Here is a 26,357-nt window from a genome sequence, read left to right on the forward strand (position 1 = left end):
TTTTTTTATATTCTTTTTATAACTTTGGTTTTTTCTAATATTTGAGTGTTTTTAATTGTTTTTAAATTTTTAAAATTGTATAAGTAATGCAAATTACCGTCATTTACTACGTAATCTTTAAATTTGTAAAGTGTTTTATTTCTTGTCCTTAATAAAAGCGGGTTTTTTCTGTACCCGTCATCGTCGTAAAAATTGACTAAGGTATCTGAGTTAAAACTATTTCGCAAGTCGTAGGTTATATGCAAGGAGTTAACATTTGCGGAAAATTTCACATTAAAACCATAACAAACATAACGCCCGTCAAATTTGAAATCATTAAACGCCAACTCTACAAAGTCGCCAATTTCTAAAAATGGTTTTGTTGTAATTATTTTTAATTCTTTTCGGGGTCTTGAATTAATATTTAAATAATTTTTCGCTTTATTGAAAAGGTCACCATAGTCGGCAAGGTCGTTGAATTGCTCGAATTTGAAAACGTCGCCATTAAATGTGTTTAATTCTCTAATTCTGCTAATCTCGCTCGCATTTTCAACAGTTACCCCGCCTTTATTTAATGAATGGTAAAAAATATTTAAGGTAGTATTGTCTCAGTCTCATACATTGTTAAAAACTAACTCCCTTTCACCTTCATTGAAATATAAATGGCATTTTTTGCCTTTTGTGTATTCTTCTTTTGTTGCAATTTCTAAAAGTTCAGTTTTTTCGGTGTTATTGTTTTTAATATAATAACTTTTTGCTTCGGAACCATTGCTTGCAATTTTGCCGATTGGTTGAGATACTCAAATTGACTTCATTTCGTTAGTTGCGGAAACTTTTTCATTAATTTCATAAGTGCTTAAAACATTGTCGCTCGCAACCCTTAACTTATTAAAATAACCGTCTGTGTTTTCTTCTAGTTTAATGTCTAAAAGTTGGAATTCACTTCAATTGTCATAGTTTAAAACCGGTACTTCTCTATTTAAAAAATCAAATTCAGAAGCATAGTTTATTAACAAGTTGCCGTTTTGGTCTTGGTTAAAATATAAAAAGGATTTTGTTTGTACTGCTAGAACGTCTTTAAGCAAACTATAAGGGGACTTGTTGGTTGTATCATATGCACTAATTGGCGTATTATCCGAAAAAGATACCTTGCCCCGCTTTATTTTAGGTTCTTGCATTGTTTCAATTATTGCGTCCAATGCGTCAGACGGGTTGACGTCTTCAAAAGTTAGGTCAGGGGGTGTTTTTTTAGATAACCAAAGTCTTATGTCTACTAATTCAATGCTTCTGTCTTTTATTGCTTTGGGGTTTAATGAATAACGACCTTGCGAATTAATAAGACCGGTAAAAATTGCCTTGCCATTGCTTGTTAGTGTTGCTAGTGCTAATGTGTCTAATTTAGACATATAAGGGTGGGTGCTAAAATGTAGCCCACTTTCTAAAATTTCCTTATGAATTACATTATGAAGAACAACCCGCGAAAAGTTGGTGGCGTGGTAGTTGAATTCTATATCCTTGCTAAATGCTCACTGGTTGTCTCCGTCTATAATTAACTGCAAATTTCCCGAGAAGTCTTTTATACGCATTATTTACCGCCACCTTGCACGATTTCTCGCCCGTATCTATCGCTTGAAACATTTATAACAATGTCGTTGCTTACGTCAACGTTGACGTCTTGTTTGCTTGAATTGTCAGAGTTAGGAATTGAACTAAACGCCAAACCAGCAGCACCAATTAAAGCGCCTATACTTGCCAATGCTCCAACCCCCATGGCAATTGCAATAGGAGCAGAAAACACGGAACCAAGAGCAATCGCCTTAGAAATACCAATGGCAACATTACCAATTATCATGGCAATTTTATAAGCAGCAAATGCGGCAATTGCAATCCTTAAAGCATTGCCCAAACCACCAAGAGCGTTGACCATATTGTTAATTACTTGTAAAAACGAAGAACCAAGGGCTTTTTTAGTGTCATCAATGGCTTTTCTTAGTTGGAGTTGGTTTCTTATATGCTCGGGCATATTTTTTGCTTGTTCTTGCATTTTTTTATTGCCTTCGCTCATAACTCAATTTAGCCGGTCTTGTGCGGTTGCGGTCGCTAAAATGCTTTTTTGGTTTTGGTCAAGGTAAATACCTATTGATTGCAGCACGGTTGCTTTTCCTGTAATAATAAACTGGTTGAAACTATCCGCCGCCATTTCGGCGTTATATCCTATGTTTTCAAAACCGTCGGCAATTTCTAAAAGTCTTGTACTGTTTTCCTTGCCTAAACCTGACTCACTAAGACCAGCAAGCAACCGCATATTTGTCATATATTGGTTTATTGAATCGTTAGCACCCGCCAGTAAAAAAGACCCGAGTTTTGAAGCAATAAGCATATTTTTAATACCGCTAACGGTTGACTGGAATTGCTTTTCAATTTTGCCTAGTTCTGCGTTTAGGTTTTTTGCTCTTAACTTAATATCTAAATTAACATGCCCTACTGCCATATATTCTCCTTTTTAGTCATAGACCTTGCAAAATTTGCCAATGGGTCGCTTTGTTGCTTGTCATTTAACTTGTAAATTTCTCGTAATTTTTTATATTCTTCCGACATATCTTCACCACTATTTGACCGTGCAACAATAACCTTAGAAAGCAAGTGCTCGTCATTTAGTGCAGATATATAAACCAAAAAGGTTTTTGCTTTTAGTCTTAAAAGTTCATTTGGTTCTATGTTGTACTGTGTTTTTAGTGCCGGAATAATAAGGTCTAAGTCTTTTATATAATCAATAACGGGCGAATTTACTTTTTTGTTTGCTGTGCTTCTAAAACCGCGTTTATATCTTGTCCGGTTGTTTGTTTAAATCAAAACGAAAACATTTCATGCACAATATAAAGAATTGTGCTCATTTTGTATTTCTTGCTAAATTCATTAACTACCCGCAATGCGTCTTTTTCGCTTAGCATTATGCGCAAAAATTCAAGGTCCGAGTCTTTGTCTAGTGTTGCGGATAAATTGTTAAAGTTTTGGTTTTTATTTAGGAAATTTTGCAACTTAAAAATGCTATGTGCGCTTGTGTCTAACTTGAACTGTGTTTGCGAGTCAATGACGAAAATATCGTCCTCGTTGTATTGCTCTAAATCCTTTAATTCAAACTTACTCAACTATTCCTCCCTATTGTCTTCTTGGTGTTCAATTTCGCTAATTTTTCAAGCGTCGTCTTGTGGTATAAAATCAATTTGTAATTTGACAATTTCGTCAGCGTTTCCCGATGGGATATGGTTTTTAAAGTTAATGGTAGTTTTGCCGGTTATTTCAATATCTGCGGTTTTTGTTCCGGTTGAAAAGTTTTTTAGTTTAACTTTTATGAATTGGTTATTTAGGTTTTCAATATCTCCTAACAATAGTTTTAAAAGATACTTGTGGGCTTGCTGTTCGTCATCGTAATCAATGGAAACAGTAAGCGACTCAGAAACGCCAGTAGTAATAGCGGTGGTTTTGCCTTTATTATGGAAATAAGTTCGGTCTTCTTTTTTGACGTTGTAGTTGTGTTTTAATTCGGTTATAAACTTAATTTGCTTATAATCCTTTTCTAATTCGTCAGCTTGTGGTTTGGTTGCAATTCATAATTCACTTGTATTGTTTGACTTAAACATTGTCACCTCCTTTTTGTGTATAAAGTAAATCCAAATCAACGTAATATTCTTGTGCTTCTAAACTAAAACGCACGGGGTCAATTTGAACTCAATTATTGTGCTTAGTTTCTTGAAAAACAGGAATGTTATTAACTTGCTTTTGTAATATTTTAAAATTCTGAGTTTCTCAATAATTGCAAAGAGTATCAATTACGCCTTGCAGTGTTTCTAGTTGTTCGCGGTGTGCTAATTTGTTATTAACTAGCACAATTCGAAAGCGCACCCTTTGCGCAAAATCGCTAAAATACTTTTCAAATGCGCTCGTTGGTTCTTTTATAAATAAAATAGAATTATTTTCCCCGTCTTGTTCGATAATTTGAAAACTAAAAGGCGGTAAATTTTTTAAATTACTTTTTAAAAACTCGTAAATATCTAGGGCTAATTTATGGGTCATTATTTCTCCTTGTTAAATTCAGGGACAAAGACTTCGTGAATATAACGCTTTACAAAATTGTTATTATTACCAAGAACAACCCTAAAACCGCGATTAAATAAATTAGTCCGCGCACCACGTTTTGAGTATTTGTATTTAATTTTTTTACCTTCTTGGTTCTTTCTATAACCCCGAATTATTGAAAAATAAATACCCCTTTGATAACCCTTAATTTCTTTATTTAAAGTAATTGAATTCCTAATACCTTGCGTTGAAATTGTGGTCGTTTGCTTTATTTCATTTATTAACTTGCCATGCTGTCTTTGTTTGCTTGTGCTGTTTGTAGCATTATTTCGCTTATTAGCAAATGAACTATCCGGTGCGAATTGCTTGGCTTTGTTAGTTATTAAATTACTTTGAGTATTTAATCAAGAAACAGAAGAATTACCGTGCGCTATTTGCAAAAACTTTATGCGGTTAATTTTCTTATTTATTAAAGTATTAAAATCTTTAACTAATTTTTTTGGCTCGCTTATGCTAATCAAATCATTAAAATTATTACTCACGACACCCCCACAAATAAAGCGGTAAAATAATTGTTTTCATTGTCGTTATTTTTATTATTTGGCATAGTTACCAAGGTTTAATAAGGTTATATGTTTGTTTGTAAACCGTAACCTCAACCTGTTCAAGTCCTCTATCACGCATTTTAATATCTCCTCATCTTGCAGAAGTTGCTCCATGGTATTTAACGCGTCCATCACTGACACTTAGAATAAGGTAATCAGGGTCATTGGCTAAGGTATCATTGTCTCATTCTTTGTCAGTATGTATAGGAGCCATAATAACATTTCGATAATCTTTGTCGTTTTTTTGTAGTTGTAGGTATTGATAAGCAAACCAACGGCCATAAACTTTAAAATTAAAAGCGAACAAATAAATGTGATTAGCATCGCCACTGCTAATATTACCGAACGACCCAATAACGGTCCCCGGCGTAGGATTATCTTTGGTAATATTGCCAATCTGTTCCCACTCTACTTCGAAACGAACGCTGCCTAAATGCTTATTAGCGTCATCGGCTTTTCTTTCAACATCTCCAAATCTCGCATTCAACGAATTTGCTTTTTCTTCCAACTTAACCAATCGCTCAAACATACTATTGATTTTTTGCGATATTCTTCTATCTGCAACTTCCTTAACAGAAGCACGAAGACCTGACAAAATATCCTTTTGGCGTTCTTGCTCTTCTGTTGTTTTATTCTTAAATTGCCTAAATTGTCGACCATTCTCTATGCTCATATGTTTAAACTCGTCAAACTGAGAAGCGACGGTGTCTCACCTTGCTTGTTTTGAATTTAATACATTAACCGAATTGTCAATAGTGTCAATTTTGTTAGTTTTTTCTAATATTTGTTGGTTTGCTCTTTCAATGCCGGCAACTTTAACATGCAACTCAACGTGCTTTTGCTTGTTTTCTTCGCTTAGTTGGTTAAATTTACGTAATGTTTCGCTGTCTGCTTCTGTGTTAGCAGTAAGCGCTAGTTGTAATTTATTTATTAGTTCACTTTGTTCTTCATTAGTTGCGCTAACTTTTTCAATTTGAGAACTTAGGCTGCTTACATTTTCCTCACGTTTGCGGTCAACTTCTAAAATTTTAGAATTGCCGACTTCTTGCAACTTTTGCATGCTTTCAATTGCTAAGTCTTGAGTGTTGTTTTTCTCTGTAATTTCTCTAAGTCTTGTCTGAATTGTTTCGTTATCTTGTTCTAGTTGTAGAACGGTTGCACCTTGCGAGATTGCTTTTTCTGTGTTTGAGTTAACTTGCTTGGTTAAATTTGTTACGTCTTGTTTAACATTATCAAAAAGCACGTTATATTCTTGTTTTGTTCTTGATATATCGTCCTTAATGTCGGTTATTTGCTCTTTGTTTTGGGCGATTTCAGAATTAACGCTAAAAATATCTCCCTTATGCTTTTGCTCTAACTCTTTTATTCCGTCACTTACTGTTTTAATATTTTTCGTTAGTTTTTGCTCAACTTCAACAACACTTTCGGTGATTTTAACTGTTCGATCGTCCAAAATTTCGTTAGTTTGTGCAATTTGTTTGTTTAGTTCGCTGTCTTTTGCTTGTAATTGCTCCACATTTGCGTTTATTTGGCTTTTAAACTCATTCAAATCACTAGATAGTGTTTTTATACTACCTTGAGTTTTCTCGTCGTTAGAAGTGTTTTTATTGATTAATTGAGTTAGATTTTCCGTAGTTTGTGCAATTTGTTTGTTTAGTTCGCTGTCTTTTGCTTGTAATTGCTCCACATTTGCGTTTATTTGGCTTAGTAAATCCTCGTCTTTTGTTGTTAATTTCTTTATTTCAGAATTTACCCAATCAACATAAGCAAAACCACCCTTTTTTACGCTTTCATTAAAGGGCAATTTTTTAACATATTCAAAAAGGTCAGGTTGTTTTTCTATGTCGCTCACATAAGTTGCCTTTATGTGTTGTTCTTGTCGGTTGAATTGGTCAGAATCAATGGCGGTAATTTGAAAAACTTTTTTCGCTCTGTAAATTAAGTCGCCCACGTCAATATAAGTCCCAATGTTCAAAACTTTAATGCTTAAAACTTCGGTTTCGCTTCTTTCATTTGGACTAGTTGCAATGTTTCTATCTCGCATAATAGAACCATAAACAAACCGCGAACTAAATTCTCTGGCACTTTCTAACCCGTCAGAATTGTTGCGCACTCATTTAATAACTAAAAAAGGTTCTTTATAGTTTCTAACGTCGACGTGATTAACTCTTGGCATAACTTACCCTTCCTCCTAATATTCTATAAATCATTCTTTTATCGCTTACTTTGTCAGCTTGTAGCACAATGTCGGGGTTTTCAAAATAGGTCGCCGCTAAATGCAGAACCGCCAACTTTGTTGTTTTATCTCATGCTCAGTTATGGTCGGGTATTTCGTTATTTTCTAACTTTAATTCGTAATACTGCGTCCATATGTTTTTGTGTGCTACTTCTATGTAGTTTAAAAGCAACTCGTCCCGCAAGTCGTCAGAGATTGCAAGGCGTAATTTTAAAGCATATAACCACTCGTATATTTCCTGATTTGGATACATAAAACCCCCTAAACTTTAAAATATAAAGAAAAGTAGCGCACAACTACTTAACTTGGATAAATCTTGAATTTACGTGCGGGTCAATTAGTTTAATTTCACCTCTTGTTTGTACATATTTGTGCGATAAGTCTTTTCCCATATCTACGTAAATGTTTTCGCTTACTGTAATTGTTAAACCATAAGCAAGCAATGCGTCTTTTGAAAAAATAGCAGCGACGTTTTTGCCGGTTTCAATTGTCTTGTCGACAAAGTCGTCAGAGATAATGATTTGAATTCCCCTATAAGTTCTTTTGACTGGGTCATATAGTGCTTTTCTTGCATCTAGGATTTCTTCTTTTCATTTAAGTTCTAAGTGTTGCAATGTGTCTGGGTGTGTTGCAATAATGTATTTATCTAAAACAGCGTCCCCATATTTTGCGATTAAATCTTTAACAACTACCTCAATGTCTTCGAATGTAAATTCTTTTGTTTTTGCGGTTGTTCTTTTTGCTTCTAATGTAAATCCGCCAGTATATGTACTTGCGCTAAAGTTTGAAGCAGCACCAGCAAATAATCCAGTATATAGCGATTTTCTTAAACCTCTATAAATTCCGTCTTTTGCGTTTTGAATTTGTGCAGCTCACGCTTCGTCCCCGTTTGTTAGTGCGTTGTTTTGAGTTAGTTTTAAAACATAACGAGAAGGTTTAAGTTTTACTTTAAATGTTTGACCACCAAATTCGGTCGCTTCAGCACCTTCAGCAATTGCGGTAACTGGTTTTTTGTCTGGCACATAAATTGATTTACTAATTTCATCCAATCCAGTTAATGGTAATACTTGGGTAAATTCTGTAAACTCTGGGAAAATTGCATTAATTTCAGTTAAAATCCCCGGAAGTGTTGAGTTTTCGATTAGTGCTAACCCTTTTAAATCTGTGGTAGCGTCTAGTGAACGTTTAAACATTGAGTTATATACGCTACTGTCAATTAGGCGAATTTCGTTTTTTTGTTCTTCTGTTAATAAGTCAATGGTTTTATTAAACATTCTGATTTTGTCTTTTTGTGATAATTTGGCTTTTTTGCGTAATTCTTTGAATTGTTTTTCGCTTAGTTCTTCATTTTCAACGTTTGATTTTGAACTTGCCAATTCTCTAAGTTGTTGGTTTCTTTTTTCATTGGCAGCAATTAATTTGTCTAATTGTTGTTCAATGTTTGTAATTTTTTCAGTCATTTCTAGTCCCCTTTCAATTTGGTCATTGTTTTTGTTTTCTGCAACTTGTTCAGTTGTTTTAATTTCTTGTTCTTCGTTTTGTTGCATTCTTTCCTCCTTGTTTATAAAATCAGCGGCAATTACTCGCTCATTTTCATTTTTTGAATAAACGCGACAAGTGTCCTGACTATAAAACCCTTCATATACGGGGTCAATGCTTAACAATTGCCCTTTTGTAAAAATCAATTCATAGTCTAACTCGCTTGATTTGTCGTGGTTTATTCTTTCATATTCAACATTGTTAAAAATAAACGAATTACTTTCAACCACCCCTTCTTCAATTCATTTGGCTACCTTTAAGTGTAGGGGGTTGTTATTGTCAACTTCAAAGGTGGCAAAAATCGTTTTGTCTTTCTTTTCAACAACAAGCGAGCCGTTTTTTGTTGACGCTAAAAGATACTCAATAGACATTTTATGGTCTAAATAGGAATTTATCTTGTTGCCACCTTCTATTTCTTTATCAAAAGCGTCGGGCGCTATTTTTTCGCGATACTTGCGCCCTAATGCGTCAACATAAACAGGAGACCAACTGTCTAACTCAATGCGCATTTCTATTTTCTTGCCGTCTAATTGTGCTTTGTTTCGGTTGAAATATAACAATTGTTTATTTATCATTTTTAACCTCCTTTGTGTTGTTGTCTTGATTTGTTTGCTGAGATAAAAAAGAAACAGGGGTAAGTGTACCATTTGCTAATAGTTTGTCTCCGTCTGGGTGTTTGTCAAACCCGAGCAACTCTCTTATCTCATTGGCAGTAGCATAACCGTTATTTATTGCACTAGCTGCGAATTCTTGCACCGCTTTAATGTCAACACTCAGCAAGTCAAGAACCTTAAAAGTAACTTGTTCATAATGTGGCAGCAATACTTGGGTTATTTTTTGGCATATGTTTATTAATAAAGGTTTTAAAGAATTATCAACATAAGCACGGTTTAATTCAGCACTGCTATTGTATTTGTTAGGGTCGTCAATTCCTAATTTGGAAGGTGGAATACCTAATGAAGCGGCAAATTCTCGTCCTAGTTGGTTTCTTGTCTGAAAATCTACTTGAATGTTGATAACGTCGGACGCTTTGCCAAGGTCTCACTTCTCGTCGATAACAATTCCAAAAGAACCCGTCCTTTTTTGCTCTCTTACCATTGCGCTCAATGCTTGGTTTGCTGCTTCTCTTTGTTCTTTGTTTGTTGCGTCTTTAATTTTTACGAACATATTGTAGCGAAGGTCGTTTCTAATAGCATTTAAGGTGCTTAGTTCATTTTCTCGAACTTTGGCAATTGTTGACTTGAACAAAGTCCTAATGCTTAAATTATCAAAACCGTCAATAAGTTCGTAGTCAATCCAAATGACTTCGTCTTTGTAAAGTTTAAAAGGGTTTTTAGTTTTTAAATATGTATAAGAAACTTCGCCGTCGCTTTCGTCTTTTTGGATATAGTACGGATAAACAGGGAGCAATTCCAAAGCGTCGCCGTTCTCGTCTCTTAAAATCAAAATAGGTGCGCAACCATAAAGTAGCAAGTTCCAAATTATCGTCTTTTTAAATTCTCAAGGTGTTTGAGTGTTATTTGGTTTTTCATTCAGCAAGTGCAGAACGTCAGAGTGTGACAAGTTTTCTCATTCTCCGGTGTTTGTTTTTTTGCGGTGGTTAAAATTAACTTTTGCCACGTCGTTTGCGATAAGTTGAACTGCTCTAACACATAAGCCAAACATTAGAAATTCACTCGGGGTTAGCGCTCGCAATAAATCACTTGAAGAATTGTCAAAAAGGGAATGCGAAAAATCCTGATAACGTTGAGCGTTAGCAGTTAGGCTTTTTGGTTTTTTAAATAAACGCTTGAAAAAGTTGCCAATACGTGACATTTGACCTTTCCGCGTGTTATTTATCTTTTGACGTGAAATTGCAAGTAATTCACCTATGGTGACCTATGTTGTAATTATATCATAAACTAAATCAGAATTATTAGAATTAACGTTATGTCTTTCACTTAAAGTATTAAGGCAAGCAATAAAGGCGTCAATGCGGGAATTATTGGTTAATTTTTTAATAAAAAAGGTTTCAGAACTTGACGATGTGTTTTTTATTTGAATATTTAGCAAATGGTTAATAAGCATTTCGTTAAAGTCTAAAAAATGAATTTTTTTTCGCATTAATTTAATCTCGAACTCTTGAAAAGCAGGGTTCAAATAAACCCCTTGTTTTACTTCTTTTAATTGACTGTCATGAAAAATATTCGTATTAATTAAATTTTGCTTTACGGCGAAAAACTCTCAGCGGTCATATAAAACTTTATCTATCTTAAATTCATTTTTTCATTCTTGCAATTTGTTAACAATAAGCGAATAATCTATAACGTTGCCCGGTGAAATTGTCATAATTCCCTTATTTACTCACTCGCGGTATCTTGCTCTATCGCTTAATTCTTTTTTAATTAATTGCCCTTCAGGTATAAAGCCATGCACCTTAAAAATATATATGCTCTCGCCACCTTCAATTGGCAGCTCTCAATTTATGGCAATTGCGGTAGTGTCATTGCTTGAAGACAAGTCAAGACCAACCAAGGCGTTTAATTCAGAGAGTGAGTGATTGCGCAGTCAATTCTCAACAATTGGGGCACTTTCATTTAAACACTCTAAAACTTGACTAACGTTAAAGTGTGCCGTGCCGATATTGCTCCAAATCCCTAGGCGCTTTGCTTTAAATTCTGCTTCAGCTTGTGCGGTTGTAATTGCTGCAAATTCATTTTCTAAATCTTGAAGCGAGACACTAAGACCAAGGGCGGGGTTTGCTTTAACTCATAAATCGCTATTTTTTCAATTTTCTATGTCTTGCTCGTCTAATTCAGCACAAAAAAGAAAAATGCCATAATTCGGGTGAATAGTTTGCGGGGTTTGTATTTGTTCAATCAAAAAAGTTTTATAGTCTTTTTCTCGATAATAGCAGGAGCTGTTAATGTTGTTCCCTTTTGTTGTGTCATAAACTATTAGCTGATTTTTACGGGATAAATTTTTCGAAGATTTTGCCGACTCTTGCATTGTGTCGTCTTTGTGCAAGTGGTACTCAGTCAAAATAACAAGCGACGGGTTTTTCCCTTCTAGTCCCGCTTTATCAAAAGGAAGTGCTTTAATAAGCCCTTGATTGCGTGAGACTATTCTTATACTATTAAACCTTTCGAACTTGTTCTGCATAACTTTATTACGCTTTAAATAACCAAGTGCGATATTGTACGGGATATTGCTCGACTCTTTATGTGGTCCGCAAAAATAAACCTCACTTTTACCATCGCCAAGTAAACCCCGACTAGTAGCAAGAGCCATCATTGCTCAGAATGAAGACTTCCATTGCTTTCTTGCTTCAACGTCAAAAACTTCGGATGTAATAAATGAAGTCGGGTCTTGCTTATATTTTCAACCTAAAATAAAACCCGCAATAAATAACCTAAAATTTGGAAAAATAAAACTTTGCGAAGTTTCAGGAATAATTATCTTATTGGCGAATTTTTGCAACTTGTCCAAGGTGCTTGTGTCAAAGTAAAAAGGGAAGTCGCTTTCATTTTTTCACCGATAATAAAAAAGTAAATGACGGGCAACTGCCAAAATTACCATACTTGAATATTTGTTTTTATTTTCTAAAACTTCAAAAGCAAAAGAACAAACGGGGTCGCTTGGTTTGTTAGTTTCAAAATAATCAAAAACCTTTTTTCAGTAATCGCTTTTAAGTAATGCCAAACAATCCACTAGAAATCGTCCTCTAGCACTTCTTCGCTGCTTATTAATTTTTTAAGTTTTTCCGAATTTATATTCAGTTGCAAGTTGCTACTAATATGCAAGGTGATTGACTGTAAAATGTTTTGAACTTCGCTAGTTTTAGCAATTGGTCGCCCTTTGCTGTCGAAAGCAAATAATTCATTGTCATTTTTTAAAAGTGTATATTCTCGTGATAACTCGTCAAAGCGTCGGTTCATTTTGTCAAGCATTTTAATTGAATTAACGCACCACTTCTTCGCCATGTCATATAAATAAATATTTTCGTTATTCTCGTCGCTGTCTTTTAAATTCACCGACTTTAATTTTTCTCGCTCTTTTTTTAATGATTTTTTTTCTTCGTCTATTTCTAATGTTAAAAACTCCAGCTCTTTCTTTAACACATTCAAACGCTTAACCTTGATTTCATTATTCCAAACCTTGTGAATATTTTGTAATTCATTTAATTTGGTTATTAAATCGTCAACAGCAAAAAGGGTCATTTCTCCAATAAATGAATTTAACAACTTGTGGTCATTGCTGTTATTTAATATTTCAGTTTTTAAGCGTTCAATTTGTTTAGGGTTTTTAAAGTTGTTGAACATTTAACTCCTTTTTAAAATTAAAAGCCGTAATTATACTTAAAAAATTATAAAGAAAAAGAAATAAAAAAATTTAAAAACTTAATTTTTCAGGGTTAGAAAATTAAAATTTTGCCAAACTACTTTAAATTTTTTTTATTTATATATTTTTACCCCCTATTTACCCCTATTTTTTATATATTTTATTTTTTTAATAGTAGTTAGTAAATAAATATAATAGTAAAAATAGAAAAATAGAGAATTAAGCAATAAAAAAGGGCAAAAATTGCGTTTTTGTAATTTGTTCATTTTTGGGGACGCAATATCTAGTGAAGATTAGCCTTATTTTTTGCGTTAAAAAAGGGGGGTCTAGTGAAAATTAGCCTTATTTTTTGCGTTAAAAAAGGGGGGTCTAGTGAAAGTTAGGAGCGTTTTTCATTTTTTGAATTTCTTCTAGTGCCTTTCACAAAAAGGGGGCTAATTTTCACTAGAGGGGGGTGTTTTCTTACATTTTTTGGGGTCAATTTTCACTAGAGGGGGGGTTTTTCTTACATTTTTAGGGCCTAATCTTCACTAGATATTCAAAGTTTCACTCCTGATTTTGCAAAAATTTGGCTTTTAAAGTTTTTTAGGATTTGCGGAAAAGTTCCACAATTTTGGAAAAAATGCACGAAAAGGTAGGCGGGTGGGTTTTTAAATAACCCCCACTTTTTTATATATCCCCCCTTATATAACTGCTAAATATAAATAACTACAACTATATAACCTTAACCTTAACTTTATAACCTTAACCTTATAACCTTAACCTTATAACCTTATTAACCTAATGAAACCAGAACCTTAAAACCTTAAAACCTTAAACCATAAAATAACGCCCGCTTTATATTTTTTTATTTTTTTTTTTTTTTGTTTTAACTGTGTACTATTGGTGGTAGGGGACAAACAAAAATCGCAAAAATATAATTTTAAGTTTTGTCGGTTAATTTGTTAATTAAAACATAGGAGGCAAATATGAACAACAAACAAAGACCACACAATAAAACTATAACTATTTATGGATGCCCTGAACTGCTAGGTGCATTAGACGAATTAAAAAAACAAATGGGAATTAATCTAAGTTTTATAACAATAAGAGCACTAGAAAAATACGTGGTTGATAATTTCCCACAAGTGGCACAAAATAATAAATTAATTAAATAAATTATTACCTCTAAATGATGGTCAATATGATGGTCAATATGATGGTCAATAAATAAATAAATAAATAAATAAATAAATAAATAAATAAATAAATAAATAAACCTTTAGGAGTGATTATGGTTGAGCGTTTTATAAACTGGTGCGAGTTCCGCAATTTATCAACTAAAACAATTACAAGCTACGCTTATATTTTGAAAAAGATTTTTGACGTAGAAAATAATAGTCATTTTAATATTTTAAAAATTATATGCAACAACTCAAAAAGTTCGGGTTATCAGCACTTGCTTAAAGTTGTTTACTTACTTTATTTAAAATTTACAAAACAAAAGGAGAAATACTTACAAGTTAAAATGTTAAAAATTAAAAAACCCGACTCAATTTATCGGGACGTTTTAACAAGGGAACAAATTTACGAATTAACGGAATTATTAGCAACAGATAGCAAAGCACTTCATTATTATAAAATATTAACCCGTTTTATTTTTGAGACTGGTTGCAGATATAGCGACCTTAAAAATTTAAAAGAAGTGGACGGCAAAATTTTTGTGCTTGGTAAAGGTAATAAAAAACGCCAAATTCTCTACAATGTTGAAACTTGGCAAAAACTTAAATTTTATGGCAATAAGGTAAACAAACAAAAAAATACTTCGCTTAATCTTTATATTAAAAAGATTTTTGGTGATAAATGCAGCGCGCATACATTGCGGAGAAGTTTTGCAACTTATATGTTATTAAAGGGCGCAAATGTTAAAATGGTGCAAAAACAAATGGGACACCAGGATATAAATACAACTTATAATTATTTTCATATTTCAGAAACAGAGAATAACCAAATATATAAAGAGTTCATGCTGAAATAAAAAACACCCCAAAATTCGGGTGCCCATGATATTTTGAATACGTTTAAGAAAGGATTAACGATCAAAAAAATAGATCGAATATTAAATACGTTTAAAAATTTAGAAAAATTAATCAGCCGGAGTCGAGCAGCTATCATTATTGAGAATTAAACAAATATTTATACTTGCGTTTTAGGAATAGATTAAAGAATTTCACGTCATCTAAAGTAACACACTTGGGAGAGAATAATCTCTCCCATTTATATTTAACCACTTAACAATAAAGAGCAATAATAAAAAAATATTTAAAAATAAAAAAAATTATTTTAAAGTTGTTTAATTTAGCGGTACAATAATGATAGAGACTTAAAAAAATTCTTATTTATATTTTAGTTTATAAATAATTTTAAAATAATGTAATAAAATTAAAACTATGAGCAAGTCTAAACTTAAACGTCATTGAAAAAATGGTGAAATTAAGCAAAAATTTTTAAAATTTATTCATAAAATAACCAAAATTTCAGGAATTAGAATAATTTTTCTAAGTTATGTTGCAATAATCATAATTTGTAGCTTAATTTTATATAGTCCAATTTCTCAAACAGGCAAAAATAATGTTGGTTATTTTGATGCTTTATTTATTACTGCTTCTTCATTTAGTGATACTGGATTAGTCACTAAAACTACTTATGATACTTGAAATGTTTTTGGTCAAGCGGTCATAGCGATTTTAATTATGATAGGTGGCGTTGGAATTTTTTCACTTAAGATATTTTTTATATCGATTTTATTTCCAAAAGCAAAGAGTTCAATTAATGAAATGAGTATGGGCGCTCATGAACGAGGTGGTGATGACTTTGGGACTGCTAAAAAAATTATAATTCGTTCACTTTACTGTTTATTTTTCATAACTTTTATCTTTGGTTTTATACTAACTTTTTACTTTTATTATGCACAACCAAGAGGATTAGGGCAATTTAAGGAACTTAATGGTTTAGAAACTACTTATTCAAGCGCTAATGGTGACTATCGATTTATTTCGCCTTATAAAGATTGAAATTTAGCATTCAGATATGGATTTTTTCATACTATTTCTGCCTTAAATAATGCCGGTTTTGACATAATTGGTCAAAATTCAATTATGTCATATTATCACAATATTGAACTGCAAGTCATTTTCATAATTCTATTTGTAATTGGTGGATTAGGATTTCCGGTAATTTATGATCTTACAAACTACATTAAATATAAATTTAAAAACAGAAAAAAAACACACCGTAAATATGTGTTTAAACTTATTACTAAATTAAGTGTACTAACTTATTTTATAACTACTTTTATTGGTTTTGTGCTAATGCTTTCTTTTGAATTAGCGGCACGAAATAGTGCAATTCATTTTTGAGCACAAAAAGACCATGGCAATTGAGTTGAGAAAACTTGGTCATTATTATTTTTAACTTTATCTACTCGTTCTGCGGGTTATTCGTCAATTAATTTGCAAACACTTTCGCCAGCAAGCATATTGGTTATGACAATTTTAATGTTTATTGGCGCAGGGCCTGTATCAACAGGTGGTGGTATTAGAACTACTACTTTAGCAATTCTATTTCTTTCTTTATGTTCAAGGGTTGCGGGACGTCATAGTGTTCGCGCATTCAAGAGAAAAATTAGTGATGAAACAGTTAAAATGAGTTCAATAATTTTTAGTATTTCACTTCTTTTAATATTTGTTGCAACATTTATTGCTTATTCAAGTGCACCAGTTTATAATGGTCAAAAATCAAGTACTGACTATGGGTTTGTTCACTTAATCTTTGAAGTATCATCTGCTTTTGGAACTAGTGGTCTAACAATAGGGGTATCTGAAGAATTAAATATAGCTTCAAAAATCACATTTGTTTTAGTAATGTTCATAGGACAATTTGGAATTAGCAGCACTATTCTTGTTTGAGGTGGCAAAAAAACATACAAATATCACTATGACTATGTTCAAGAAGAAGTAATGATAGGTTAAATTATTAATTAAACTTGCTTAAAATCGAAAAGCTAATATTTAATCAATTAACTTTTCTGTTATGAATTAAACATATTTTCCTTTTTATTGAAATAATATTGAAATAAGTGATTTTAAAGACACTTTTTATTGAAAAAATTGTGTTTTTTTAATTATTTTTTAATTAACAAGTTATTTTAGAGTAAGATTTAAACATTAATATTATTTAGGGGGTAATATGTCAAAAAAATCAACACTAGTTAGATTCTATTTATCAGAATTCTTTGATAAAAATAGAAACTTATCATTCAACCTTAAAAAAATGGGTCAGAAAAAACACTTAAACTTTAAAACATTTGCTGAAGCTTTGAATGAATTTATCAATCAATCAATGAAATTAGAACAAAAAACTAAAGTTTGATTCCACCGTGATGCAGCTTTTAGAGGAACTGCTGGCGTTGAAATGGTTAAAAATATTCTTGAGCAACTAAAATCAAATTCTGTTAAGGATGAGGATGCAATAGAATACATTAATAAAGAAGAATTAATTGAAAAATCAGAATCTAAAAAAGCTAAAAAATCTAAAAAAGATACCACTAAAACAACTAAAATTAAAGAATCTAATGCAAAAAACGAAGCAATGCTAACTCAAGAAGAATTTGACAAATTAATTGAAAATTCAATTATTTACGTTGATGTTAAGAATGCTAGAAAACCAATTTTAATCTCTAAAACAAGAGTTAAAACTGATTCAGTGTTAAAACTTGTTGTTGAATCTATTGCAGTTACTGGTGATGTGCATGCTTTTGTGTTTTATCATTTTGAAAAAGATGGTTTTATCTCAAAAACTACAAAAGCTACATTCAATTATCTACATGCAAAAGAAGGTGTTGATAAAATTTACCCTGCGTGCGATGCTGTGACAGATGAAGAATTCTTACAATTAGTAGCAAGCGCTAAATTATATGTTGACTTAAAGGACAAACCAACTGCAATTGAAGTTGGCGCAAATAATATAAAACTTGATGAAGCACTAAGACTTGAAGTTATTGATGTGAATATCACCTTAAATAAGGTTTTTGTAAATTACAAACTATGAAAAGGCAGACATTCAACAGAAGTTTTAAATGCAAAATTCAACTTTGATAAATTAGAAGAAAAATCAGACAAATTGTACGCGTGTTCAAAATGTATGTTAAGTGATTCAAAAACATTTGATGAAATCACAGAAAAAGATGTTGTGGTTGAAAAAAATGAAATCAAACAAAAACATCACAACACGCTATCTGACTACATTTTAGTTTGAGCTTTATTATTATTTATTACTGGAATAGCAATTTCGTTGATAATTCTTATAATTGGCGGATTTATTCGTTAAAAACTCCTTGGCGAGTTTTTTTATTACAATTTTTTCACTATTATTAATTGAAAAAAATATGAAAAAATTTATTTTTTTCTAAATTTACAGTATTATATTAATTATAAATTAATTAATATAATAATAGAGGCGGAATATGCGGAAATATAATGGTGTGCACTACGATTTAGATATTAGAAGTCAAACTGTAAAATTGAGACCGGAATATCACAATCAGCTTTTATCAAATGAAACTGGTTCTTTTAATGGTTTTAAAAAGTTTGGTGGTTCTTCAATTGGTAATATTTTTGAAACTGATGCATTCAAGGGCAAATTTTTAGCTTTTTTACATATGGCAAGGCTAGCAATGCCAGTTTTCAAGCAAAAATATGTAATAGCTGGAGAAGCAGTTGAACCTAAAATTTTTGATGCATTAAGAAAACAAACAAAAATTGAAGATATTCAACACATAGTTGCGAAAGATGTGGGTTATGATTATTTTAAAAATAAGCATCCAATAGTAGGGGGAGTTCCTGATGGCTTGATACCAAGCAAAAAAATTGTTTTAGAAATGAAATCTGTTCAATCTAAAAAAAGAGATTTATGAATCAAAGATAATGGGATGAATTTACCACTAGATTATCGAAAACAAGCTGAATTATACGCCTATTTATTAGGCTATGATAAGTATGTAATTGTTGCTGCTTTTCTAGAAGAAAATGATTATTTTGACCCCCAAAATATCAATATATTTGAGCGTCATATTGAATCATTCGCCTTTTCAGTTGACCCAAATCGTTCTAAGGATGACTTGCAAAAAATAATTGATTTTTACAATCACTATTCAAGAACTGGCATTAGTCCAATTTATGATGCTAGAAGAGATGCAATGGTTGTTGAATATCTAGCTTGTCACAATGAAGAAGAATGATTTAATTTATTTACTAAATGAAAAGCTTTAGGAGAAATAGATGAAGATATCGAATTTTCAAAAGTTAGATAAAGAAAAAGATGTTGTAATTACTTTTAATCATTATCGGGATAGTTATATCGCACAAGATTATTTTATCTGAGCTCCAAAGGATTCAGATGGCTTATACAACATCCCTAATATTGACGCAAATGAGTTTAAATTGTATGAATTAGAAAAAACAAATGAAGCTAAATCATCAACTACAATGCATAATTTCGCTTTTAGTGATATTGAAGATGATGAAGAAGATGAGTTACTAGACAAGATTTACAAAAACCAAAATGAAGCCTTTTTATCTAATGAATGAAACTATAAATCTGAAAACAAAGGAATGTTTGAAAAAGCTTACTCTCAAGCGGTAGACTTTTTGATTAAAAGTATTGATATTCCAATTGAAAAAGTTCAATTTAATAAGAGAATCTATACAACGGAAACACTTCATAATGCTAATCAAAACATAATTGATTTCATCTTTAATGACGATAAAGAATTGATTATTGATCCTGTTTTTGTCTATAAAGTTAAGACTAAGGAAAATTTTTATGTTAAAGCCACTTGTTTTGCTTATGATAAAACATCCAAAACACTATTTTTATATAAACCAACATCAAGTACTAAAATAAATGATTATTTAACAGCGCATTTCGTTTATAACACTGCCATTAATTGCGGTTTAGTAGTTCAAAATGTGAAATTTATTATTTTTGACCCTAGTCCAAATCGCTATAAAAAAGGCACTATTTCATTTGTTTTTACAGAAGGAATCCAATCTTCACAATCAACAAAATCAGTTGGCAGAAAAGGTGTTACTTTATATAAAGAAGAAAATGAAATTAAACTTTCTGAACAAATTAATGCTGGTTGGGTCATGCAAAAAGGTATTTGCGAGGGCATTCCTACTACTATAATCAATGCAGTTAAAAATAATTTAGTTTGAGCTAACCCGCGCCAAAATAAGGATGGAGATCTAAGCAAGTTAAAATACAATAAAAACGAAAAATGTGTTTTATTTGATTTTGACCAAAAGATTGCGAAAATCATTGAAGCACGTCAAATTACTTTGCCTGTATATTCAGAAATTAAAAATGGTGTAAAAACATTTAGCGTGCTAAATAGTGATACATCTTGAGCAAAAAACAAAATATTAAATAACACAATAAAAAACCTCTATTTAGGCGATAAATATTTATTTTCAGCTGGCCATAATGGCTGCAACGCAGCCCAAAAAGGAATCCTTGACCAAAACTATATAAACATTGTAAAAAGTAATGTAGATTCATTGTATGCATTTCCAAACTATTTCAGTTCTGAAGCAATTGAATTAATTAGCGAGCTTTTAGTTAAAGACCAAAGCATTGTATGGTACGACTATGAAGGGGTAACAAATTTAATTCCATTATTTGATAATTTAAAATCTTGAAGGCAAGTCCCTAGTCAAGTGTCAGTAATTAAAACTATTAATGGGGCAGTAAACTATCAAAATGATATTGTTAAAGACCCGAAAAATCTTGAATTAATTGATTTAGTTGACATCATATTAGAGGTTTATCAAAATAAAGCCGATAAATATGTTGTATTTAATAAAAACTATGAAAACTCAAGAAACCTTGAAATTCGTGATTTTGTTGAAAATGAATACAAAAAATCCAATAAAGCATTCATTTATGAAATGGAAAAACGCAACATTAAAAGTTTTTTAGAATTTCAATCAATTGTTTTGCACATAATAAACAATACTTTTGACCTTCTTTGATTTTTTAATAAAGCTGAAAAACCAATCAGTTCAAATAATTTAATTTTTGGCACTAAATATGTGCCATATTCAAAATACCACAACCCAATATTTGACCTTGATTTTCAGAATTTTACAGGCACTCTTGAAGATTATGTTAATGTATGCAAAAATGCCCAATCTCAATTAAATAAAGGCATAAACGATATAAGATTAATTAGAATTGTTGAACTTTTAGGATTCACAAGTATTAAAAAACTTGAAAAAATGATTAGTAAAAACAAGTACAAATATCGCTTTTCAATTAAAGAATATGCAAATTTAGATGTTAAAAATGGTTCAATGGCACTAGAAATTGCCATTAGTCGTTCATCGGGTATGATTGGTGAAACTCAATGAAATGCTAAACTTGAAAGTCTTAAAGAATACTGTCACAATGACGTTGTTGCAATGATAGTTGTTTATGAATTTATTTTAAACTATATTGCTTCTGTTTTTCCCAATATACTCGATTTTGAATTCAAAATAGAAAAAAATCAAATTCTAAAATTGGATTTTGACAACAAAAAATTAATGGCGGTTAACAATGAAATACAATAATTTGTTTATTTCTAGTACAGATACTGTTTGTGGAATAGCGGGCCCAATTTGTGAGCAAACCCTTGAGCAAATTTACACACTCAAAAAACGAAACAAAAACAAAAAAATAATAATATTAGTTGGCTCACTTGAACAAGCGCGCCAATTTAGTCAATGAAATAGTGAAGCAGAAGAATTTGCAAAAAAATATTGACCTGGCGCTTATAGTTTGATAGTCAATAATCAAGGTTTTCGAATGCCCAACCAACCTAAATTAATAGAATATTTACTAAAAAATGGCCCAGTTTATATGACAAGCGCCAACATTTCAGGACAAGCGCCAATTGAACTCAAACAAGCACAAGATGTTTTTCCACAAATTAAAAATATTTATGATTTTGGTCCCAGTTCAGGTCAACCAAGTAAAATTTATAATATAGATACAAAAACCTGAATTAGATAAAATTACATTTAATAGCTGGCTTAAATATAAAATAAATGATAATTATTAATATTATATTTACTAACAACTCTTCTTGGTGTTTAGTAAATTTTTTTGTTTTATTTGCACAGAAATAAATGAATTGAGCAAGAAGACTGATCAAAACATTGAATTTGATTATTTTTTAAAAAATACGATTTTAGCCATAAAATCGCGCAAAAATGCATTTTTTGTTACAACTTCTTTTGGTGTTTAGAAACCATGCAAAAAATTTAAACTTTTTATTAGGCAAAAAAATATTTTATTATAGAATATTAAAGCAACTATACGGTGAAGCATAAGGTTGTTACTAGGCCATAAGTTGTTGAGGACCTTGTAAGTAATTTATGTGGAGTATGTTCGCTTATGAACAAAGGAGACAACGTGAAAAAAATTAATATCAAGTTGAAAGCCTTCGAACATGAACAAATTGATTTTGCTGCAAAAAAAATTATTGAAATTGCACAAAAAAACAATGTTAAGTTCTCAGGACCTGTAGCTGTGCCTACAAGAAGACACCTAGTTACAATTCTTAGATCAGTTCACATTAACAAAACTTCTCGTGAACAATTCGAAGCTAGAGTACACCAAAGAATCGTTACTCTAATTGATGCTGATACTAAAACTCTTGACATGATTCGTCGTTTCGAATTACCAGCAGGAGTTCAAATTAGCGAAATTACACAAAAATAAATCCAACTTCAATGAAGCAATGGTCGTTATAAATTAACGTGAAGGAGAAATTATGAAAGGAATCTTAGGACGTAAAGTTGGTATGACACAAATCTTTACAGAAACTGGTCTATCAGTTCCTGTAACTGTTATTGAAGTTAAACCAAATGTTGTTACAAAAGTTCTAACAGATGCTAAAAACGGGTACGTTGCAACTCAATTAGCTATCGAAGAATTAAAACAAAGCAAAGTTTCTAAACCACTAGCTGGTCAATTCAAACAAGCTAACACAACACCTAAGCGCTACATTAAAGAAATTCGTGGCATGGAAGGCTATGAATTGGGACAACAAGTTAAAGCAGATATTTTCACATCTGGACAACTTGTTGACATTACAGGTATTTCAAAAGGTAAAGGATTTGCTGGTACAATTAAACGTTGAAACCAACACATCGGACCTAAATCACACGGTGGTGGTGGTGGTAGCCAACCTGTAAGACAAACTGGTTCACTTGGTGATATTGCCGGTAACAAAGTTTTCAAAGGTATGACAATGCCTGGTCATTTAGGAGCAGTTCAAACTACAGTTCAAAACCTAGAAGTTGTTAAAGTTGATACTGTAAATAATTTACTTTTAGTAAAAGGTTCAATTCCAGGACCTAAAAAATCATTTGTAATCATTAAAGAAGCAATTAAAGGACTTCCAAACCACAAACCAGTTGTGCTTGTTGATGTCGAAGAAGTTATGAAGATGAATGAATTACTTGAAAGAGCTAAAAAAGTTAATGTTGAAGTTAAAGTTGGTATGCATTCAAGCGAACTTGAACCTCTAATTATTGAAGCTGAAGCACAAGCTGCTAAAGAAGGAGATAACTAATTATGGCTGTTAATAAATTCTATTTATCAGAAAAATTTGACAAAGAAAGAAATATCTCATTCAACCTTAAAAAAGAAGGTCAAAAAACATCTAAAAACTTCAAAACATTCAAAGAAGGATTAGAAGCATTCCAAAAAGCAGCATCTAAACTAGAAGGTGAATCAAGAGTTTGATTCCACAGAGATGGCCAATTTTCAGGTTCTACTTCATCAACAAAAATTGCAAACATTATTGATACACTTACTACTAAAAATATTAAAGACGAAGATTCAATTAAATTCTTAAATGATGAAAAACTAGTTGATGTTGCTGAAGAAAAAGCAAAAACAACTAAAAAACCTGCTGCTAAAACAGCTAAAATTGAAAAAATCGATCCAAATGCAAAATTTGCATTCGACTCTTCAAAACTTCCAGTTGAAGTATTTGGATTAGAAAAAATTTATGAACAAGCAATTTTTGACACAATTCTATCAGAAAGAGCTTCAAGAAGACAAGGTACACACTCTGTTAAAACTCGTGCAGAAGTTAGAGGTGGTGGTAAAAAACCTTGAAGACAAAAAGGTACTGGACGTGCTCGTGCAGGTTCAACAAGATCTCCTATTTGAGTAGGTGGTGGACGTGCATTTGGACCTAGAACCGAAAGAAACTACTCAATTAAAGTTAACAAAAAAGCTAAAAGAGCTGCATTCTTTAGTGCACTTACCTTATTAGCTAAAGACAACGCAGTTGTTGTAGATGACTTTAAATTAGACGCTATTTCAACTAAAGCTGCTGTTGCTAAATTACAATCTTTAAATATTGCTAATGTAAAACATGTTTTAGTTGTTTCTGACAATGACACAGTTTACAGATCACTTTCAAATGTACCAAACGTTGCTGTTATTAAACCAAGTTCAACAACAGTTGAAGCATTAATTTGAGCAGACGTACTTGTATTATCAACAGAAGGATTAAAAATTTTCGAAGGGAGAGCTAAATAATGGAATTAACTCAAGTTATCCGTAAGCCAATTCTTACCGAAAAAACAAATCTTTTACAAGCACAAAATAAATACACTTTTGAAGTAGATTACCACGCAAATAAATTCCAAATTAAACAAGCTGTTGAATTTATTTTCCAAGTTAAAGTTGTATCAGTTAACACAATTAAAGTTGACAAAAAAGCTAAAAGAGTAGGTCGTTTTAATGGTTTTACAAACCGTTACAAAAAAGCTATTGTTACTTTAGCACAAGACGATAAAATTGTATTTTATCCAAATGAAGCTGAAGCACAAGACGAAGCTAAAAAAGAAATTAAACAAGCAAAAGCTAAAGCTCAAAAACAAGCTGACGCAGATGCAGAAGAAAAATTAGCACAAAAAATTGCTGCTAAAAAAACAACAAAAAAAGCCGCTAAAAAAGAGGCTTAGTCAAAAGAGGAAAATAGTAGCTGCTTAAAAGACAAAATTCCTCGAATATTTTTAAGCAAGGAGAAATGACATGGCAATTAAACATTATAAGCCAACTACAAATGGTCGTCGTAATATGTCTTCTCTTAACTACTCACAAAACCTATCAGGACATGCTCCTGAGAAGTCATTACTAGTAATTTTAAAAAATAACGCTGGTAGAAACAACCAAGGTAAAATTACAGTAAGACACCATGGTGGACGTGTTAAGAGATTTTATAGAATAATCGACTTCAAACGTAATAAGGATAATATTCCAGCAGTAGTTAAGTCAATTGAATATGACCCAAACCGTTCAGCTAATATTTCATTATTAGCATATGCTGATGGAGAAAAAAGATACATTCTTACACCTAAAGGTCTTAAAGTAGGCCAAAGCGTAATTTCTGGAGAAAACGTAGATATTTTAGTAGGTAACACATTACCATTAGCTTCAATTCCAGAAGGTACATTAATCCACAACATTGAAATGCAACCAGGCGGCGGAGGAATTATTGCTCGTTCAGCTGGTACAAGTGCTCAAATTCTTGGTAAAGATGACAACGGAAAATACGTTGTTCTTCGTCTAAAATCAGGTGAAACTCGTCGTATACTAGCGCGTTGCCGTGCAACAATTGGTGAAGTTGGTAACGAAGAACACTTGCTAGTAAACTTAGGTAAAGCCGGAAGAAACCGTCACATGGGTGTTAGACCTACAGTGCGTGGTTCTGTAATGAACCCTGTAGATCACCCACATGGTGGTGGTGAAGGTAAACAACCTATTGGACGTAAATCACCTCTTACTCCATGAGGTAAAAAAGCTCTTGGTGTTAAAACTAGAAAAACTAAAAAATCTTCAAACAAATTGATTTTAAGAAGAAGAAAGGATGCTAAATAATGGCTCGTAGTCTTAAAAAAGGCCCATTTGTCGACGATCACTTGATGAAAAAAGTGTTAGCAATCGTTGAAGGTGGCGCAGCTAAAAAACCTATCAAAACTTGATCAAGACGTTCAACCATCTTCCCAAACTTTGTAGGTTTAACATTCCAAGTTCACAATGGTAAAAGCTTTATTGATGTTTATGTAACAGATGACATGGTAGGTCACAAATTAGGTGAATTCTCACCAACAAGAAACTACACAGGTCATGGCGCTGATAAAGGTAAAAAATAATGCAAGCAAAAGCACACATTAAAATTCAACGTGTTAGCGTTCGTAAAGCTGCTTTAGTTGCTGCTCTATTTAGAGGCAAAGACGTAAGAGAAGCTTTAGGTATCTTACACAACACCAACAAAAAATCAGCATACTTATTTATTAAACTAATCAATTCAGCAGTTGCTAACGCAACCAATAACCATGGAATGGATGCATCTAAATTATTTGTTAAAGAAGTTATAGTTAATGAAGGACCAACACTAAAAAGATTTCAACCTCACTCACAAGGTAGAGCATTCTCAATTTTCAAACGTACATCTAATTTATCAGTAGTATTAGAAGAAAGAAATTAAGGAGCAC

Annotated in this window: 27 protein-coding genes; 14 read left to right on the forward strand and 13 right to left on the reverse strand. The window is 32.0% G+C overall.

Annotation, left to right across the window (positions count from 1 at the left end):
- Positions 1–5: 5 nt before the first annotated feature.
- The 13 genes from MBVG596_RS01075 to MBVG596_RS01135 form a co-directional block, all read right to left on the reverse strand.
- On the reverse strand, positions 6–1,565 hold the full coding sequence (locus tag MBVG596_RS01075) for a hypothetical protein (RefSeq protein WP_096385828.1): 1,560 nt from the start codon (positions 1,563–1,565) through the stop codon (positions 6–8).
- Positions 1,565–2,470, reverse strand: coding sequence for a hypothetical protein (locus MBVG596_RS01080; protein WP_096385831.1), 906 nt, complete (start codon positions 2,468–2,470; stop codon positions 1,565–1,567). Before MBVG596_RS01080 ends, MBVG596_RS01075 begins: the two co-directional genes overlap by 1 nt.
- Complete coding sequence (locus tag MBVG596_RS03855; RefSeq protein ID WP_096385834.1) at positions 2,461–2,754, reverse strand: Gp15 family bacteriophage protein; 294 nt, start codon at positions 2,752–2,754, stop codon at positions 2,461–2,463. Before MBVG596_RS03855 ends, MBVG596_RS01080 begins: the two co-directional genes overlap by 10 nt.
- An 11-nt stretch (positions 2,755–2,765) precedes the next feature.
- Positions 2,766–3,128 (reverse strand): hypothetical protein, encoded by a 363-nt coding sequence (locus MBVG596_RS01090; RefSeq protein WP_096385837.1) that lies wholly within the window; start codon positions 3,126–3,128, stop codon positions 2,766–2,768.
- Positions 3,129–3,620, reverse strand: coding sequence for a phage tail tube protein (locus tag MBVG596_RS01095; protein WP_004421622.1), 492 nt, complete (start codon positions 3,618–3,620; stop codon positions 3,129–3,131).
- Positions 3,613–4,053, reverse strand: coding sequence for a hypothetical protein (locus MBVG596_RS01100; RefSeq protein ID WP_096385840.1), 441 nt, complete (start codon positions 4,051–4,053; stop codon positions 3,613–3,615). The genes MBVG596_RS01095 and MBVG596_RS01100 overlap by 8 nt, the downstream gene beginning before the upstream one ends.
- Complete coding sequence (locus MBVG596_RS01105; RefSeq protein ID WP_096385843.1) at positions 4,053–4,598, reverse strand: hypothetical protein; 546 nt, start codon at positions 4,596–4,598, stop codon at positions 4,053–4,055. The genes MBVG596_RS01100 and MBVG596_RS01105 overlap by 1 nt, the downstream gene beginning before the upstream one ends.
- Before the next feature lie 67 nt (positions 4,599–4,665).
- Complete coding sequence (locus MBVG596_RS01110; RefSeq protein WP_096385846.1) at positions 4,666–6,837, reverse strand: hypothetical protein; 2,172 nt, start codon at positions 6,835–6,837, stop codon at positions 4,666–4,668.
- Positions 6,824–7,150, reverse strand: a complete 327-nt coding sequence (locus tag MBVG596_RS01115; RefSeq protein ID WP_096385849.1) for a head-tail connector protein — start codon at positions 7,148–7,150, stop codon at positions 6,824–6,826. Before MBVG596_RS01115 ends, MBVG596_RS01110 begins: the two co-directional genes overlap by 14 nt.
- A gap of 43 nt (positions 7,151–7,193) precedes the next feature.
- Positions 7,194–9,011 (reverse strand): HK97 family phage prohead protease, encoded by a 1,818-nt coding sequence (locus MBVG596_RS01120; RefSeq protein ID WP_096385852.1) that lies wholly within the window; start codon positions 9,009–9,011, stop codon positions 7,194–7,196.
- Positions 9,001–10,251, reverse strand: coding sequence for a phage portal protein (locus tag MBVG596_RS01125; protein ID WP_096385854.1), 1,251 nt, complete (start codon positions 10,249–10,251; stop codon positions 9,001–9,003). Before MBVG596_RS01125 ends, MBVG596_RS01120 begins: the two co-directional genes overlap by 11 nt.
- Positions 10,252–10,314: 63 nt before the next feature.
- Positions 10,315–12,126 (reverse strand): terminase TerL endonuclease subunit, encoded by a 1,812-nt coding sequence (locus tag MBVG596_RS01130; protein WP_096385857.1) that lies wholly within the window; start codon positions 12,124–12,126, stop codon positions 10,315–10,317.
- A complete protein-coding gene (locus tag MBVG596_RS01135) occupies positions 12,126–12,737 on the reverse strand; it encodes a hypothetical protein (protein ID WP_096385859.1) in 612 nt (203 codons plus the stop codon). Before MBVG596_RS01135 ends, MBVG596_RS01130 begins: the two co-directional genes overlap by 1 nt.
- Positions 12,738–13,724: 987 nt before the next feature.
- On the opposite strand from MBVG596_RS01135, the gene MBVG596_RS01140 reads away from it, so the two are divergent.
- The 14 genes from MBVG596_RS01140 (at position 13,725) to rplV (ending at position 26,350) form a co-directional block, all read left to right on the forward strand.
- Positions 13,725–13,913, forward strand: coding sequence for a hypothetical protein (locus MBVG596_RS01140; RefSeq protein ID WP_096385862.1), 189 nt, complete (start codon positions 13,725–13,727; stop codon positions 13,911–13,913).
- Between the two features lie 116 nt (positions 13,914–14,029).
- A complete protein-coding gene (locus tag MBVG596_RS01145) occupies positions 14,030–14,773 on the forward strand; it encodes a tyrosine-type recombinase/integrase (RefSeq protein ID WP_096385865.1) in 744 nt (247 codons plus the stop codon).
- 412 nt (positions 14,774–15,185) lie between these two features.
- Entirely contained in the window at positions 15,186–16,766 is a 1,581-nt protein-coding gene (locus MBVG596_RS01150) for a TrkH family potassium uptake protein (protein WP_096385868.1), read from the forward strand.
- Between the two features lie 217 nt (positions 16,767–16,983).
- Positions 16,984–18,123 (forward strand): hypothetical protein, encoded by a 1,140-nt coding sequence (locus tag MBVG596_RS01155; protein WP_096385872.1) that lies wholly within the window; start codon positions 16,984–16,986, stop codon positions 18,121–18,123.
- A gap of 136 nt (positions 18,124–18,259) precedes the next feature.
- Positions 18,260–19,105 carry an MAGa7180 family putative nuclease gene (locus tag MBVG596_RS01160; RefSeq protein WP_096385877.1) on the forward strand — a complete coding sequence of 282 codons (846 nt, stop codon included), beginning with the start codon at positions 18,260–18,262 and terminating at the stop codon, positions 19,103–19,105.
- The gene (locus tag MBVG596_RS01165; RefSeq protein WP_096385882.1) at positions 19,074–21,407 is read left to right on the forward strand and encodes a UU173 family protein; all 2,334 of its coding nucleotides are present in this window, start codon (positions 19,074–19,076) and stop codon (positions 21,405–21,407) included. The genes MBVG596_RS01160 and MBVG596_RS01165 overlap by 32 nt, the downstream gene beginning before the upstream one ends.
- Positions 21,394–21,849, forward strand: a complete 456-nt coding sequence (locus MBVG596_RS01170) for an L-threonylcarbamoyladenylate synthase (RefSeq protein WP_096385887.1) — start codon at positions 21,394–21,396, stop codon at positions 21,847–21,849. The genes MBVG596_RS01165 and MBVG596_RS01170 overlap by 14 nt, the downstream gene beginning before the upstream one ends.
- 384 nt (positions 21,850–22,233) lie before the next feature.
- Positions 22,234–22,560 carry a 30S ribosomal protein S10 gene (gene rpsJ / locus MBVG596_RS01175; RefSeq protein WP_004421675.1) on the forward strand — a complete coding sequence of 109 codons (327 nt, stop codon included), beginning with the start codon at positions 22,234–22,236 and terminating at the stop codon, positions 22,558–22,560.
- Positions 22,561–22,612: 52 nt separating this feature from the next.
- Positions 22,613–23,416 carry a 50S ribosomal protein L3 gene (gene rplC, locus MBVG596_RS01180; protein WP_004421676.1) on the forward strand — a complete coding sequence of 268 codons (804 nt, stop codon included), beginning with the start codon at positions 22,613–22,615 and terminating at the stop codon, positions 23,414–23,416.
- A gap of 2 nt (positions 23,417–23,418) precedes the next feature.
- On the forward strand, positions 23,419–24,396 hold the full coding sequence (rplD, locus tag MBVG596_RS01185) for a 50S ribosomal protein L4 (protein ID WP_096385892.1): 978 nt from the start codon (positions 23,419–23,421) through the stop codon (positions 24,394–24,396).
- Positions 24,396–24,824 (forward strand): 50S ribosomal protein L23, encoded by a 429-nt coding sequence (gene rplW, locus MBVG596_RS01190; RefSeq protein WP_096385897.1) that lies wholly within the window; start codon positions 24,396–24,398, stop codon positions 24,822–24,824. Before rplD ends, rplW begins: the two co-directional genes overlap by 1 nt.
- Before the next feature lie 70 nt (positions 24,825–24,894).
- Positions 24,895–25,740, forward strand: a complete 846-nt coding sequence (gene rplB / locus MBVG596_RS01195; protein WP_004421679.1) for a 50S ribosomal protein L2 — start codon at positions 24,895–24,897, stop codon at positions 25,738–25,740.
- Complete coding sequence (gene rpsS / locus MBVG596_RS01200) at positions 25,740–26,015, forward strand: 30S ribosomal protein S19 (RefSeq protein WP_004421680.1); 276 nt, start codon at positions 25,740–25,742, stop codon at positions 26,013–26,015. Before rplB ends, rpsS begins: the two co-directional genes overlap by 1 nt.
- Positions 26,015–26,350, forward strand: coding sequence for a 50S ribosomal protein L22 (gene rplV / locus MBVG596_RS01205; RefSeq protein ID WP_004421681.1), 336 nt, complete (start codon positions 26,015–26,017; stop codon positions 26,348–26,350). Before rpsS ends, rplV begins: the two co-directional genes overlap by 1 nt.
- Positions 26,351–26,357: the final 7 nt, after the last annotated feature.

Source organism: Mycoplasmopsis bovigenitalium, from assembly GCF_002356075.1.
Taxonomy (GTDB): domain Bacteria; phylum Bacillota_I; class Bacilli_A; order Mycoplasmatales; family Metamycoplasmataceae; genus Mycoplasmopsis; species Mycoplasmopsis bovigenitalium_A.